Below are 14,067 nucleotides of genomic sequence, written 5' to 3' on the forward strand. Positions count from 1 at the left end.
TGCGGGTAATCTATAACTCGACAGTTCGGTGGCCACGGTGAAGGTGGGCAGATGAGTCGGGCATCCAAGGCTGAGGCACAGGCCAATCGGGCAGCGGCAGTGAAGGCCGCCTCGCGACTCTTCCGCGAACAGGGCGTACCGAACGTCAGCGTGGGCGACGTGATGCGGTCCGTCGGTCTGACCCAGGGTGGCTTCTACAAGCAGTTCGCATCGAAGGCGGCGCTCGTCGACGAGGCCGTGCACCTGGGCTTCATCGACATGCTGCGCTATCTGTCGGACCTGCAGGACGGCTCCGCGGACCACGCGGCGGCATGGTCGTCGCTGCTGGACACGTACCTGTCGGTCGAGCACCGGGACGACCCGGGCGCGGGTTGCCCAGCGGCCGGATTCGCCGGTGATGTCGCGCACGACCCGGTCCCTCGTGAGACGTACGCGGCCGGCGTCCGGGAGATGGCCGGCTGGATCGCGCCGGGGAACGCCGGGCTGGCCGCCCTGTCCACCATCGTCGGCGGCTTGCTCCTGGCCCGGGCGACGGCGGCCACGGAGGTGTCGGAGGAGATCCTGGGCGCGGTGCGCGAGGCCGCCTCTCCGCTGGCCGACTGAATACGCGAAGGCGGAGCCGTGGCAGTCGCCACGGCTCCGCCTCGCACCGCTCAGCTGTCGGCACCGGTTGCCGCGGCGATCGCGGCGCGCACCTGCTGTGCGAAGCCCCGGACGGTGTAGTCGGCCGGAAGGCTGTCGATCAGCACGAGGTCGGAGATCGAGTTGTTGACCCGCAGAGGCAGGATCTCCTGATACTCGGGCGAGGTGTACCACCGCTCGGCCGCGGCGCGATCGGGGAACTCCATGAGGACGACCAGGCCCGGCCACGCGCCTTCGACAATGCTCGCCTCGCCGTTGGCAAGCCACTTCCCACCGTACGGCTTCACCGTGGCCTCGACTTGCTCGAGGTAGCGCAGCCCGGCCTCGTTCGGAACGCCGCCGGGAATGCGCAGGTGGTTGATCAGGTAGGTGCTCATCGCGGACCTCCAGGTCAGGGGAGAGCCGCGGACGCGGCCCCGTTTAGATTATGAGCGTAATCTAAGATGGCCAGCGCGCCCAAGGCGTGTGAGTCACCACACTCAGTTGCCTGAGGATCCGCGCGGTCGCGCCCTCGACGCATCGCAGGCCCACCTCAAGGTGAGACATCTCCCATTTGGTTCAAGCTTGAATCGAGTCCGGCTATCGTCGAGTTCAAGCTTGAACCTCACACGCATTGGAGTTGTCGTGACCCTGTTCCGGCTGGATGCCAGCATCCGCACCCACGGCTCGGCGAGCCGCGAGATCGCGGATATCGTCGAGGCGGAGTGGCTCACCGCGCGCCCAGACGAGACGATCGAACGTCGCCACCTCGGCGTCGATCCCCTGCCCGCGACCGCCTGGGCCGCAGCGGTCACCGCCGGGACGACCGCGGCGGAGGAGCACACCACCGAGCAGCGCGAGGCCGTCGCCCTCGCCGCGACGCTTGTGGACGAGCTGCTCGCCGCCGACGCCATCCTGTTCGCCGTGCCGCTCTACAACTACGGCGTCTCACAGCACTTCAAGGCGTACGTCGACCTGGTGAGCACCGACCCGCGAGCGTTCGCCAAGCCGTTCCTGGCGGGCAAGCGGGTCGTGCTCGCCACGGTTCGTGGCGGGGCGTACGGCGGTGGCACGCCCCGGGAGGGTTGGGACCACGCGACGCCGTACCTGCGCCGCATCCTCGCCGACTGCTGGGGCGCCGACCTCACCGTCGTCGAACGCGAGTTCACCCTCGTCGGTGTCAACCCCGCCCTTGACCCGTTCACCGACCAGGCCGCGCAGATGCACACCGAGGCCCTGCAGGCCGCACGGGAGGCCGGCCGCGCGCTCGGCGGCCTGCCGGTCGCGGCCTGAGACACACCGGCGCGGTACGCCCCGGCACGTAGTCGCCGGGGCGGACCCGAGAGCGGGCCGGGCAGCCGGAGCCGCACCCACCGGGGATGCGGCACCAGGTGCCCGGCCCGTCCATTTCACCTCGCCCTCAACCATCCGCATGGCAGCAGGTGGCGGCTACTTCTGCCGAGGGGTGGCGCTGGCGCTCCGGTGGGAGAACCGCCGGCTGCGACGGTCGGGCAGGGCCTGGTGACGTTGGAGCGCTGATCGGCATTCGCTGGCCGTTCACACCAGCGCCAGGCAGGCGTCAACTCGGCGCGGCAGGGTGACCGCCTGCGCATGTTGCGCGGGTGCTCTGAGGTGGACTCTGCGTGGGACGGGGCCGGCAGACGATGCGATCCGACGTGACCGGAGAGACGACGCTCTCCGTGGTCGTTCCGATGTACAACGAAGAGGCGGTGGTAACCGGCCTCGTCGCCCGGCTCCGCCCGGTGCTGGACGATCTGCACGTCGACTACGAGGTGGTGGCCGTCGACGACGGCAGCCGGGACGCCACCGTCACGCTGCTCACCGCGCAGGCGCGGGACTGGCCACAGCTACGAATCGTGCGGTTGCGTCGCAACAGTGGCCATCAGGCGGCGCTTACCGCCGGCCTGCACCGGGCGCGCGGCCGTTGGGTGGTCAGCCTCGACGCCGACCTCCAGGACCCGCCGGAGACCATCGCCGAGATGTTGCGGCTCGCTCGGGCCGGTGCCGCCGTGGTGTACGGGGTACGCGCCGACCGCAGCACTGACACGTTGTTCAAGCGGCACACCGCCCGGGCCTACTACCGCCTGATGCGGCGGATCGTCGGGGCCGAGGTGCCGGCTCAGGCGGGCGACTTCCGGATGGTCAGCCGGGAGGTGGTGCAGACGCTGCGCCGACTGCCCGAACGAAACCCGGTCTACCGGCTGCTGATCCCGGCCCTCGGCTTTCCCAGCGCCGAGGTCCGCTACGTACGTGAGGCCCGACACGCCGGGCAGACGAAATACCCGCTGCCGCGCATGATCGCGCTGGCCTGGGACAGCGTCGCCAACTTCTCCGCCGCTCCGCTGCGGCTGGCCACCTGGCTCGGCACGGGCAGCTTCCTGGCCTGCCTGGCGCTGATCGCCTTCGGTGTGGTCGGGCACCTGCGCGGGGTGACCATCCCCGGCTGGACCTCGCTGTTCGTGGCGGTGCTGCTGCTCGGCGGGGTGCAGCTGGTCTGCCTGGGCCTGCTCGGCGAGTACGTCGGCCGGATCTACGCCGCCGTGCAGAACCGGCCGACCTTTCACATCGGCTCGGACAGCGCCGACGACCCGCCCGCACCGTCGGAGCCTCCGGCGGCCAACGGCCACCCGGTCGCTGCCCTCCGTGGCTGACCTGCGCCGATTCGCCGCACTGCTGTCCTGGCTGGCGGTGCTCACCGCGCTGCCGGTCGGCTGGTGGCATGGCGGGGTACCGGCGGCCGACGTCGGGACATTCGTGGCGTACTGGGCGTTGACGCTGGTGCTGCCGGGGACCCTGGTGCACCGGGCGCTGCGCGGCAGCCGGGGCAACCTGCCCGAGGATCTCGGCTACGGTGCGGCCACCGGCCTGCTGCTCGAACTCGCCGCCTGGGCGGTCGCCGCCGCCTCCGGCGGCCAGCACCTGTTGCGGTGGTGGCCGCTGCCGGTGGTCGTGGCCTTCCTGGCCGTGCCCCGGTTGCGGCGGCACTGGCGCACCGGTCCCGGTCGGCGGCTGCCGCTGGGCTGGCACTGGGCGATCTGCGGGGTGCTGCTGCTGATCGCCGGGTGGGGGTACGCCAACTGGCGGATGCTGCCGCTACCTCCCGCCGACTACGCCTACTACCCGGACCTGCTCTACCACCTCGGGCTGGTGCACGAACTCACCCGGACCATGCCCTTCGAGCTGCCGCACCTGGCTGGGGAGTCGCTGCGCTACCACTACCTGTCCGACGCGCACATCGCCAGCGCCAGCATGATCACCGGCGTGCCACCCGCCACGGTGCTGCTGCACCTGTGGGTGGTGCCGGTCGGCTGGGTGGCCGCGCTGGTCACCGCCGCGCTTGCCCGCGAACTGGCCGGACGCTTGTGGGCCGGGCCGTTGGTCGCCGCGGTGGGATACGTCGGCGCCTCGCCCACCTTCGGCTCACCGCTGGACATCCCGTGGACCCGGGCACTGTCGTACGCCAGCCTCTCCCAGACGTACGCGCTGCCGCTGCTGATGCTGCTCGCCGCCGTCTGTGTCCAGGCGCTACGCGGGCGGGCCCTCGGCCCGGCCTGGGTGCTGGTGCCGGCGCTCGGCCTAACCTGCGCGGGCGCGAAGTCCAGCGCCCTGCCGCCGCTGATCGCCGGCCTCGGTCTCGCCGCGCTGGCCGCCTGGATCCGTCGTCGTCGGGTGCCGTGGCGGGTGTTCGCCGTGCTGGCCTCGTTGGTCGCCGCCATGGCCGTCGGCTACCGGCTGTTCGCCGGTGGCGGCGCGGGCACCCTGCGGGCTCAACCGCTCGGGCTGATCCGCCACCTGCTGCCCTACCAGCAGACGTACGGCGCGGAAGAAGGTGCCCGGTTCGGGGGCCTGCTGCCGCCGGGCCTGGCGGAGGCGGACGGGAGCGCCGCGTGGCTGCTCGCGGCGGCCCTGTTCGGCTCGTGGCTGCTGCGGCAGACACCCCGGCTGGCCGGCGGGTCGCTGCTGGCCACGCCGACCCGACGCGACCCGGTCGCCTGGCTGTTCACCGGTGCCGTCGCCGCCGGCCTCGCCGTGGCCTGGCTGACCTATCACCCCTCCGCCAGCCAGGTCTACTTCTGGCTACCCGTCATTCCGTTCGGTGCCCTGCTCGCCGGCTGGCTGCTCGCCCGGACCCGGGTACGGTGGCCGGTGCTCGTGACGGCCGGTCTCCTCGGCGTACTCGCGCAACTTCTCGCCCCACCGCTCGGCTCACCCCCGGTGCTGCCCCAGGCGGAACGAGCCATCGAGTCGGTACGCGTCGCCAACGCCGACGACTGGATGACCGCGCTCGGCTGGTCGGCCGCCCGGTACGTCGCCCTGATCGTCCTGGCCGCACTGCTCGCCGTCACGGTGGAGGCGCTGCTCCTCAGGTGGCCCCGGGCCGCCGTCACCGCGCGCCGCGCCGCCCTGGCCCGTCGGCTGGGCCGGCCGGCGCGGACGACGCTGCTCGGCCGGTCGGCGCTCGCCGGTGTGGTCACCGCACTGCTCGGTGCCAGCCTCGCCACCGGAGTGGACATCCCGGTCCGGCACCTGCTCGCCGGTGAGGATCCGCTCGGCGCCATCAACCAGCAGCTCGTGGTGACCGAGGCCGAGATGCGGGCCGCGCTCTGGCTGAACGAGCACACCGACCCCGACGACCTGGTCGCCACCAATGTGCACTGCCGACCGGTACGGTCCACACCGCACTGCGACGCCCGCGCCTACTGGGTCACCGGCCTGGGCGGACGACGCGCCCTGGTGGAGAGCTGGGCCTACGCCGACGCCACCCTCGCCGCCCACGGCCGCGACGGATACCGCTACCCCCGACAATCCGCCCCCGACCCGGCACTGTTCGGCCTCAACGAGCGCATCTTCACCGCGCCCACCCCCGCCGACCTGGCCCGGCTCCGCGAAGCCCATGGGGTGCGCTGGCTACTCGCCGACACCAACGCCGGACCGGTCTCCACCGACCTGGCCCGGCTCGCCCCGGTCCGCTACACCACCGGCCCGGTCACCATCCACGAACTACCCTGACAGCACCCCCGCGACCCGACCGCTCCGGCAGCGACCGAGGTGGTCGGCCCGCCTCGGCGAACCGACCACCTCCGTCCCGATCGGTCAGAACAGCCAGGTCGGCAGCTCCGGGTCACTGCGCAGCGGCACCGGCGGCTGCGCGGTGGGGCCGGAATCCTGGCTCGGCGCCCGGCCACGGGCCGAGGTCGTGCCCGGCGGCGGGGCCGCGGCGCAACGGGTGCCCTCCGCCGGCACCACCTGGTCGATCAGGTACGCCTCGATGGCCTCGTCCGCGCAGCTCACGCGGCCGTACACGATGTGCCCCCAACCCTCGTAGGTCAGCAGTTCGGCGTGGTCGGCGAACTGGTCGGCGGCACCGAGCGCCCAGTTGTAACCGGTTGCCGGGTCGTGCAGCGAGTTGACGAGCAGCAACTTCGACTCGTTGGTCGGGCTGATCCGCCGCTGCGGGTTGTCCGCCGGGGTCGGCCAGCCCAAGCAGATCGCGCCGACCGACGCCCGGGGCGGGTCCGGTAGGTCCGGCGCGACGCGCTGCGCATCGGTGAGGATGGACCGCCACTGGGTGACGTCACGGGCCTTCAGGTTCCAGTCCTGGCAGAGCACCGCCTGGTACGCGAAGGGCACCACGGTCGGCGGGTCCTCGGCCGACTCCCGTGCCGCCGACGACGACGTCCCCCACGGCCGTCCCGCATCGACCCGCTCCAGCTCGGCGGCGATCTCCAGCCAGTACGGCTGGTAGTTGAGGTTGCCCAACACGAAGTTGACCAGATCCCGCTGGGTGATCTTGTAGCTGTGGTCGTCCGGATCCGGCAGCTCACCCCGGGCGGCGCGGTCGAGCAGCCGCTGCCAGAACTGGCGGATGTCCCGGCCGTACAGGGCGCACTGCGGCAGCCGGGAGCAGCCGGCCACGAACTCGTCGAACGAATCCTGCCCGGTGGCCGCCTGGGTGACGGCGAAACCGCGCGCGTCCTGGCTGTGATCCATCACGCTGTCGGCCACGACGGCGCGTACCCGGCTCGGATACCTTTCCGCGTACTGCTGGGCCATCAGGGTGCCGTACGACATCCCGAGAAAATTCAATTGGGCGTCACCGACCGCGGCGCGTATCGCGTCGATGTCCTGGATCACCTGGAGCGTGTCGACGTGGTCGAATACCGGCCCACTTTTGGCGCGACAGTCATCCGCCAACGCGCGACTCGCGGACACCATCCTGGCAAATGCGGTGGACGTTTTGATCGGCTCGACCGGCAGAGCGTTGATCTTGTCCAGAGTACACATGATCGGTGAACTACGGGCCACTCCGCGTGGGTCGAATCCGACGATGTCGAAATGGCGGCGCAGTTCCTCGCCGTAGGTGGCCCACAGCGCCGAGTCGACGCCGGAGCCACCGGGGCCGCCCGGATTCACGATCAGCGACCCGCGGCGCACCGCCGGGTCCGTTGCCGGCCGCTTGGCCAGCGCCAACTCGATGGTCGGCCCGTCCGGATCGGCCCAGTCGACCGGCACCTCCAGGGTGCCGCACAGGGCGCTGGCGTCCTGCTCACACGGCGTCCACTGCACGTCCCCGGTCGGGGCCGCGGACGCGGACGACACGGCGAGCGGTGCCAGCACCACCCCCACAGTGACCCCGGCGAGCAATCGCCGGATCAGTTTTCTGCGCATGCTCCCTCTCCCAGATCGTTTTCCGGCTTTCCGCCGGCCGGTGCTGAACGTAGCTACTCCGCCACGGTCCGGGGTTACCGGGAAATGTCGTCGGCAATACCATTCGGAACGCGACCTGATTGACCGGGACGACAAGCCTGGGCGCCGTTCCCGTACGTCGCGCATGAATGGCGAGGTCACCGGGAAGACGGCGGGTGTCACGCGATGCGAATCGACATCAAGCCGACCGTTGTCAACATGGCAGAGGTCACAGGCGGCGGCGGTGTTAGCGCTAACCTCGGAGGCACCCGATCGCAACGTGCAGTCAAATTGCGTGACGAATTGGAAACCCGGGCGGTGTCGGCAGCTCGCTGCGACGCGGGCTCGCGTACGCCGGCCGGATCACGACCGGGCGTAGTGACGGCAGCGACCGGTGAACGTGCCCGCCAGGATCGGCTCGATGACCGCGCTGGCATGTTCCCGGCGACGGGCCGGGTCGTCGGGTCCGACCAGGATGACATTGGCGGCCAGGCCGTAGGTGGTGGCGAGGACGCGTGCGGCCGCGGTGTCGACATCGACACCCGGGTCGACCTCGCCGCACCGCTTCCCGTTGCGCACCGCGATCGACGCGCGCAGGTGCAGGTCGCGGTGAGCACGTGCCGCGACCTCGGCGAGCGCCTGATCGTGCAGGGCCTGGGTCACCAGGTTCTGGGTGACGTGGAACTCCTCGACCCGGATCTCGTCGAGCGGGAGCAGCTCGACCACAGCGGTCGCGATGATCTCGCGGATCGGCCGTTCGGCGGCCTCGCCCTCGGCGATGTGCGCCGCGATCCGGTCGTCCCGGCGGCGGAGCGCGTCGACGTACACGAATCGGAGCAGCTCGTCGCGGCTGCCGAAGTAGTGCTGGATGAGACCGACCGAGATGCCGGCAGCGGCGGCGACGCGGGCGAACGTGGTGGCCTGAAGGCCGTGTTTCACCAGGTGACGCCGGAACGTCCGGGCGATGAGCGCGCGTCGCTCGTCGTGGTCGGCAACGCGGGGCATTTGATAACCATACCGTCGTATGGCTACGGTTGCCATATGAGCGTATTGCAACGGGGGATGGCCGTACTGCTGCTCGCGCTGCCCGGCGTCGGCCTCGACCTCGGGGCCGGCAGGTCGGTCGAGGCGGCACCGGCGCAGCACAGCGCTGTCGAACCGGACCGGCTGGATGCCTTCGTCACCGAGCAGATGGACCGGGCCGGTATCCCGGGCGTCGCGTACGCGATCGTGGGCTCGGATGGGGTGGAGCACCAGGCGACGTTCGGCGCGGACGGCGACGGCGAGCCGATCACCGATACGACGCCGTTCCTGTGGGGATCGGTGGCCAAGCCGGTGACCGCGAGCCTGGTGGTGTCGATGGCGACGGCCGGGGAGCTGGATCTCGACGCGCGTGTGACGACCTACCTGCCGAACTTCGGCATGGCCGACGAGGAGGCCGAGACGATCACCCTGCGCCACCTGCTGAGCCAGACCGGCGGCATCCCGGAGCGGATGGACCTCACCGACCGCTACGACGCTGATCGCCGTCCAGGTGACGTGGTCGACGCCCTCGGCAACATCCATCTGGCCGCCGGTGTCGGCGAGAAGCACCTCTACTCCAGCGTCAACTACCTGCTGCTCGGCGCCGTCGTCGAGGAGATCACCGGGCGGAGCTTCGCCGAGGTACTGCGCGAGCGGCTGCTCACGCCCGCGGGGATGGACACCGCGATCGTCAGGGCCGACGACGCGACGGACCGACTCCCGCCAGGCCATCGGTACGTGCTCGGCGAGCCGATGGCATTCCAGAGCCGCTTCGACCCCGCCGGTGTCAGCTACGGATACCTCGGCGGCTCCCTCCGGGACGCCGTCGCGTTCGCGCGGGCGAACCTCGACGGCAGCGGCCTACTGTCCGCCGAGCAACGGGCCACGCTGATCCAGCCCGAGGTGACCACCGGCGACGGCCGCAGCTACGGGCTCGGCTGGCGCACCTGGCCGGTGTTCGGCAGCGACCAGCCGATGGTCTGGCACTCCGGTGCCGCACCGGGCTACCAGGCCGGGATCGTCCTGCTGCCCGAGCAGAACCGGGCCGTGGTGGTGTTGCAGAACGCCTACGGCAGCTTCCAGGAGAACCAGCTCCTGGACACCTCGTGGGGACTGGCTTCGATCCTCTCCGGAGCCGTACCCGAGATCCACGACAACGAGCCGTCCTACCTCGCGCTCCTCTCCGGCCTGGGCCTGTTGTGCCTGCTGCTGGTTGTTGCGGTGGCCCGCTCGCTGTGGCAGGTGGCGCGGCCGGTCGCCACCTGGTCCCGCCGACGCCTGCTGGGTCTCGTCGCCTGGCTGGTGGTCCTGCTGCTGGTGGCTGCCGGCCTGCTCGCCCTGCCGTCGTACTTCGGCGTGACGCTGGACCAGGTCCCCCTGTGGGCGCCCGACATCGCGGCGCTGCTCGGTGCCGGGCTGCTCCTCGTCGCCGTTCTCATGCTGTCCCGCGCAGCCGTCACCGTACGCGTCTGGCGTCGGCCGGCAGGCTCGAGTTCGGGCGGTACGGACACCCACGACAGTCGACCGGACCGGATCAGCGATGCCAACGCCCAGTCGACTGAGGAAGCCCGCCTGCCACAACCGCGTCCCTGAGGCTGCACGTGGCAACGCGGCGGCATCACGACCAGCCCGGTCAGCCGGCCCCTCGAAGGTGACGACGCATGATCCACGTCGATGCCGTGCCTTCGCCGGTCACCGCGCCGGTACGCGGGTCGACCGCGCGCCAGCGGTGCTGGTGAGGTCGCACGATCACGTAACCCAACCCCTCGTAGAACGAGACGGCCGCCTCGTCGTCGACGTCGACGTCGAGACTCATGGCGTCGGCGCCGCGTGCCGCACCTGCCGCCTCGGCGCGGTCCCGCGAGCCCGCCAACTCACCCAGACCGTCCAGGTCGGCGCGGTGCGCGGCGCGGATCATCACGTCGTCGATCGGGCTCATGCCGCATCCCCGCGCGCGTCGGTCACGGGCTCGGCGGCGTCGTCGGTGCCGCGTCCGCCGGGTACCAGCGAAGTTCGACGGTGTTGCGGTCCGGGTCCTGGACGTAGAGCGAGATGCCCTCGCCTCTGGCACCGGAGCGGCTCACCGGCCCTTCGAGGACGGTGAACACGCCGGCCTCGATGACGTCCTGCCAGTTCAACGGGTCGACCACCAGGCAGATGTGGTCGACGTTCGACTCTCCTCGGTGACCCTGCACGAGGTCGATGATGGTGTCCGGGCTGATCCGGACGGAAGGGAAGCCGGCCCGCCCGGCCCGCCACTCGTCGACGCGCATGGTCTCCAGGCCGAGCGTCGTCGAGTAGAAGGCGAGCGATCGCTCGACGTCCTCGACGTTGAGGACCAGGTGGTCGAAGGCTCGGACCCGCACGATGCTCACTTTCCCTCCAGGGCGCGCGCCTGGCGCAGCCAGTTGACGAAGAGCGGTTCGTCGATGTCCGTGACGACGGAAAGTCGCACCGAGGCCATCTGGCGGGCACCCGGGATCAGCCGATCCGACCGATCGCTGATCTCCTGGCCACGCCACAACCCGAAGGTGAGGTACGAGGTGTACGCCTTGAGCAGGCAGATCGGCCGCCGTCCCGGAGCCTCACCGAGGCCCCACACCGGGTGCCCGTGCCACATCACCGCAGTGGCGTCGGCCAGCGCCCCGTCGATGACCGGGCGCAGCGCCTCGGCCGTCTGCCTCAGCGAGGCGTCGAGTCCGGTCAAATAGTCGTCGATCCTTGCAGTCTTCATGATTTCTCCTCGATCGTTCCGGCAGCCACCCAGCAGGTGGGCGGATCCTGCCGCCCACCTGCCGTCCCGGTGACGCCCTCAACGATTCACTGGCCGGGGAGCCCGACCAAGCCATCATCGGACTACGATCGTTGAGCCTGATTCAACGAAAGAGCGGCGGGATGCTGGAGCGACACGAGATCGAGACTTTCCTGACGCTCGCCGGCGAGCTGCACTTCGGTCGTACCGCCGAACGCCTGGGAGTGACCACCGGCCGGATCAGTCACGTCATCAGGAAGCTGGAACGGCGCATCGGAGCTCCCCTGTTCGAGCGCACCAGTCGGGTCGTCCGCATCACACCCATCGGCCGGCAGTTGGCTGACGACCTCGCGCCGCTTGTCGAGCAGATGGATGCGGCCCTGCGCCGCGCGATCGAGGCCGGCCGTGGCGTCACCGGCCAACTCCGGGTGGCGTTCCTCGGTGAGTACCTCGCGCCGGTGCTGCTCAAGGCGGTCAGGCTGTTCACCGCCCGGCATCCCGACTGCGCGGTGGACGTACGCGAGGTGCAGCTGGCCACCTCGCGGGCCAGCCTGATGGACGGCTCGATCGACGTGCTCGTCGCGTCGTACCCGTTCGACGGCCTGGCCTGCGGCCCCGCGCTCATGGTGGAGCGACGGGTGCTGGCCGTGGCCGCCACGCACCCGTTGGCCGACGCGGAGTCGGTCTCGCTGGAGGTGCTCGCCGACCACCCGGTCGTCCAGTACCCGGCGATGACGTCCGCGGCGTTCAAACGGGACCGCACACCCGAGCAGACGCCGGCCGGCCGGCTGATCCCGAAGGGCCCGCACGGCAACACGTTCTCGGAGATGCTGTCACTCGTCGCGATGGGCCGGGGGGTGCTGCCGGTGGGTGAGCAGACCGAGCACTACCACCCGCGCCCCGACATCGCCTACGTACCGATCCACGACGCCCCACCGATCGAGCGCGGGCCGATCTGGCTGGAGGCCAACACCACCAGGCGGGTGCAGGAGTTCGTTCGGGCCGCGACGGACGCCAACGCCGTACGCCCGCACTGACTCCCGCTCCGCCGCCCCAACCTAAAGCAATTAGGTTTTCAGCTACAGGGTGTAGGGTGGGGGCATGGGACGAGCCAACCTGACCCCGGCGGTCGTCGTCGCCGCGGCGGCGGAGCTGGCGGACCGGGAGGGATTCGACGCGATCACCCTGTCGGCGCTGGCCCGCCACTTCGGCGTGCAGACCGCGAGTCTCTACTCGCACGTCCGCGACCGGTCCGCGCTGCTCGACAGCGTCCACGAACTGGCCCTCGGCGAGCTGGCCGACCGGGTCGCGATCGCCATCGGCGGCCGCTCACAGCGAGAGGCGCTCACCGCCCTCGCCGACGCGCACCGCGACTACGCCCGTCAGTTTCCCGGCCGTTGGGCCGCTCTGCAACGTCCGGCGGCGGCGGCGACCGTGCGGTCGGACGCGGCCGGCCGACTGGTCGCGCTCACTTTGGCGATGCTCCGCGGCTACCGGCTGCCGGAGACCGAACTCGTCCATGCCACCCGGCTGCTCGGCGCGACCATCAACGGCTTCCTGGCCCTTGAGGCGGCCGGCAGCTTCGGGCACCGCGAACCCCCCGCCGACACCTCCTGGCAGCGGGCGCTGAGCGCACTCGACACCGCCTTCCGCTCCTGGCCTATCGAAGGGAACCAATGATGCCCGTCCCGTCCGACCTCCTCCGTGGCGTCGCCGAGGCCGAGGTCACCCCGCGTGGCATCCGGCCGCACCGGCTGCCGGCGTGGGTACGGGAGCAGTTCCCGGATGGTCAACTGCTCGCGATGGAGAGCCAGCCGTCCGGCGTACGCGTCGCCTTCCAGACGGCGGCGAGCACGCTCGAACTCGTCACCCACCCGACCCGGATCGCCTACCTGGGCGCCGAGCGCCCGCGTGGCCGCATCGACGTCTACGCCGACGGCGTGCTCGCCGCCCGCGACACGCTTGACGGTGGCGACCGGATCGAGGTCGACCTCACCAGTGGCCAGAGCGTCTTCCATCCCGGGCAGGCGCACACCACCACCGTTTCCGGGCTGCCCGCCGGCCGTCGCCGGATCGAGGTCTGGCTGCCGCACAACGAGAGCATCGAGCTGGTCGACCTGCGGGCCGACGCCCCGATCGAGCCGGACGACGTAGTGCTGCCGCTGTGGGTACATCACGGCAGTTCCATAAGTCACGGCTCGAATGCCCTCGCACCCAGCGAGACCTGGCCGGCCGTCGCCGCCCGTCGGGCCGGTGTCGAGCTGCGCAACCTGGGCCTGGGCGGCAGCGCGTTCGTCGATCCGTTCCTGGCCCGCGTGATCCGCGACGCCCCCGCCGACTACATCAGCGTCAAGCTCGGCATCAACGTGGTGAACCTCGACGGGATGCGGCTACGCACCTTCGTCCCCGCCGTCCACGGCTTCCTCGACACGATCCGCGACGGCCACCCCGACGTACCGCTGCTGCTGATCTCACCGTTGTTCTGCGGAATCCACGAGGACACCCCCGGCCCGGGCGCGATCGATCCCGAGTCGATCGGCACCGACCAGGTACGTTTCGTCGCGACCGGCACACCCGGAGACGTCACGCTGGGACGCCTGACGCTTCAGGTCATCCGGCGCGAGTTGCGCTCACTGGCCGACCGACGCGCCGCCGACAAGAACCTGCACTACCTGGACGGCACCGCCCTGTACGGCCCAGCCGACGCCACCGACCTTCCACTACCGGACGGCCTGCACCCGAGCGCCGAGGCTCACCAGCGGATCGGCACCCGGTTCGCGGAACACGTCTTCACCGGCACCGGCCCGTTCACCCAAACGACAACTCCGCAACTGCGCTGACTAAGGGACGTCTCGTAACTCCGTCGGCCGTCCATGATGGATCATGTCGGGGTGCAGGTGATCTCGGTAGCCCGCCAGGAGTGGATTTTCCCGTTCACCGGGTTGCAGCCCGTGCAGTTCCGC

14 protein-coding genes are annotated in these 14,067 nt (G+C 70.7%); 8 read left to right on the forward strand and 6 right to left on the reverse strand.

The window, feature by feature from the left end:
- The first annotated feature begins 51 nt into the window (after positions 1 to 51).
- Positions 52 to 603, forward strand: coding sequence for a TetR/AcrR family transcriptional regulator (locus ACFY2A_RS04815; RefSeq protein WP_387168475.1), 552 nt, complete (start codon positions 52 to 54; stop codon positions 601 to 603).
- 50 nt (positions 604 to 653) lie between these two features.
- On the opposite strand, the gene ACFY2A_RS04820 is transcribed toward ACFY2A_RS04815, so the two are convergent.
- A complete protein-coding gene (locus ACFY2A_RS04820; RefSeq protein ID WP_387168478.1) occupies positions 654 to 1,019 on the reverse strand; it encodes a DUF1330 domain-containing protein in 366 nt (121 codons plus the stop codon).
- Positions 1,020 to 1,266: 247 nt separating this feature from the next.
- On the opposite strand from ACFY2A_RS04820, the gene ACFY2A_RS04825 reads away from it, so the two are divergent.
- The 3 genes from ACFY2A_RS04825 (at position 1,267) to ACFY2A_RS04835 (ending at position 5,652) form a co-directional block, all read left to right on the forward strand.
- Positions 1,267 to 1,914 carry an NAD(P)H-dependent oxidoreductase gene (locus ACFY2A_RS04825; protein WP_363919319.1) on the forward strand — a complete coding sequence of 216 codons (648 nt, stop codon included), beginning with the start codon at positions 1,267 to 1,269 and terminating at the stop codon, positions 1,912 to 1,914.
- Positions 1,915 to 2,297: 383 nt separating this feature from the next.
- Positions 2,298 to 3,293, forward strand: a complete 996-nt coding sequence (locus ACFY2A_RS04830) for a glycosyltransferase family 2 protein (protein WP_387168481.1) — start codon at positions 2,298 to 2,300, stop codon at positions 3,291 to 3,293.
- Positions 3,286 to 5,652, forward strand: a complete 2,367-nt coding sequence (locus tag ACFY2A_RS04835) for a hypothetical protein (RefSeq protein ID WP_387168483.1) — start codon at positions 3,286 to 3,288, stop codon at positions 5,650 to 5,652. The genes ACFY2A_RS04830 and ACFY2A_RS04835 overlap by 8 nt, the downstream gene beginning before the upstream one ends.
- An 84-nt stretch (positions 5,653 to 5,736) precedes the next feature.
- Here ACFY2A_RS04835 and ACFY2A_RS04840 read toward each other — a convergent pair whose 3' ends face one another.
- A complete protein-coding gene (locus ACFY2A_RS04840) occupies positions 5,737 to 7,311 on the reverse strand; it encodes an alpha/beta hydrolase (RefSeq protein ID WP_387168486.1) in 1,575 nt (524 codons plus the stop codon).
- A 381-nt stretch (positions 7,312 to 7,692) separates the two neighbouring features.
- Positions 7,693 to 8,334, reverse strand: coding sequence for a TetR/AcrR family transcriptional regulator (locus ACFY2A_RS04845; RefSeq protein WP_363919327.1), 642 nt, complete (start codon positions 8,332 to 8,334; stop codon positions 7,693 to 7,695).
- 36 nt (positions 8,335 to 8,370) lie between these two features.
- On the opposite strand from ACFY2A_RS04845, the gene ACFY2A_RS04850 reads away from it, so the two are divergent.
- The gene (locus ACFY2A_RS04850; protein ID WP_387168490.1) at positions 8,371 to 9,945 is read left to right on the forward strand and encodes a serine hydrolase domain-containing protein; all 1,575 of its coding nucleotides are present in this window, start codon (positions 8,371 to 8,373) and stop codon (positions 9,943 to 9,945) included.
- Between the two features lie 40 nt (positions 9,946 to 9,985).
- On the opposite strand, the gene ACFY2A_RS04855 is transcribed toward ACFY2A_RS04850, so the two are convergent.
- From ACFY2A_RS04855 to ACFY2A_RS04865, 3 genes are read right to left on the reverse strand one after another with little or no spacing between them, the layout of a single operon-like run.
- Positions 9,986 to 10,291, reverse strand: coding sequence for a hypothetical protein (locus ACFY2A_RS04855; RefSeq protein WP_387168493.1), 306 nt, complete (start codon positions 10,289 to 10,291; stop codon positions 9,986 to 9,988).
- Positions 10,292 to 10,313: 22 nt separating this feature from the next.
- Positions 10,314 to 10,727, reverse strand: a complete 414-nt coding sequence (locus tag ACFY2A_RS04860; protein WP_387168496.1) for a VOC family protein — start codon at positions 10,725 to 10,727, stop codon at positions 10,314 to 10,316.
- Positions 10,724 to 11,086 carry a DUF1801 domain-containing protein gene (locus ACFY2A_RS04865; protein ID WP_387168499.1) on the reverse strand — a complete coding sequence of 121 codons (363 nt, stop codon included), beginning with the start codon at positions 11,084 to 11,086 and terminating at the stop codon, positions 10,724 to 10,726. The genes ACFY2A_RS04860 and ACFY2A_RS04865 overlap by 4 nt, the downstream gene beginning before the upstream one ends.
- A gap of 161 nt (positions 11,087 to 11,247) precedes the next feature.
- Here ACFY2A_RS04865 and ACFY2A_RS04870 point away from each other — a divergent pair, with 161 nt between their 5' ends.
- From ACFY2A_RS04870 to ACFY2A_RS04880, 3 genes are all read left to right on the forward strand, one after another.
- Positions 11,248 to 12,141 (forward strand): LysR family transcriptional regulator, encoded by an 894-nt coding sequence (locus ACFY2A_RS04870; RefSeq protein ID WP_387168502.1) that lies wholly within the window; start codon positions 11,248 to 11,250, stop codon positions 12,139 to 12,141.
- A gap of 64 nt (positions 12,142 to 12,205) precedes the next feature.
- Positions 12,206 to 12,784: a WHG domain-containing protein gene (locus ACFY2A_RS04875; protein WP_387168505.1), complete on the forward strand. Its 579-nt coding sequence runs from the start codon at positions 12,206 to 12,208 to the stop codon at positions 12,782 to 12,784.
- On the forward strand, positions 12,784 to 13,944 hold the full coding sequence (locus ACFY2A_RS04880; RefSeq protein ID WP_387168508.1) for a GDSL-type esterase/lipase family protein: 1,161 nt from the start codon (positions 12,784 to 12,786) through the stop codon (positions 13,942 to 13,944). Before ACFY2A_RS04875 ends, ACFY2A_RS04880 begins: the two co-directional genes overlap by 1 nt.
- The last annotated feature ends 123 nt before the right edge of the window (positions 13,945 to 14,067 follow it).

This window comes from Micromonospora sp. NPDC000442 (assembly GCF_042898635.1).
GTDB lineage: Bacteria > Actinomycetota > Actinomycetes > Mycobacteriales > Micromonosporaceae > Micromonospora.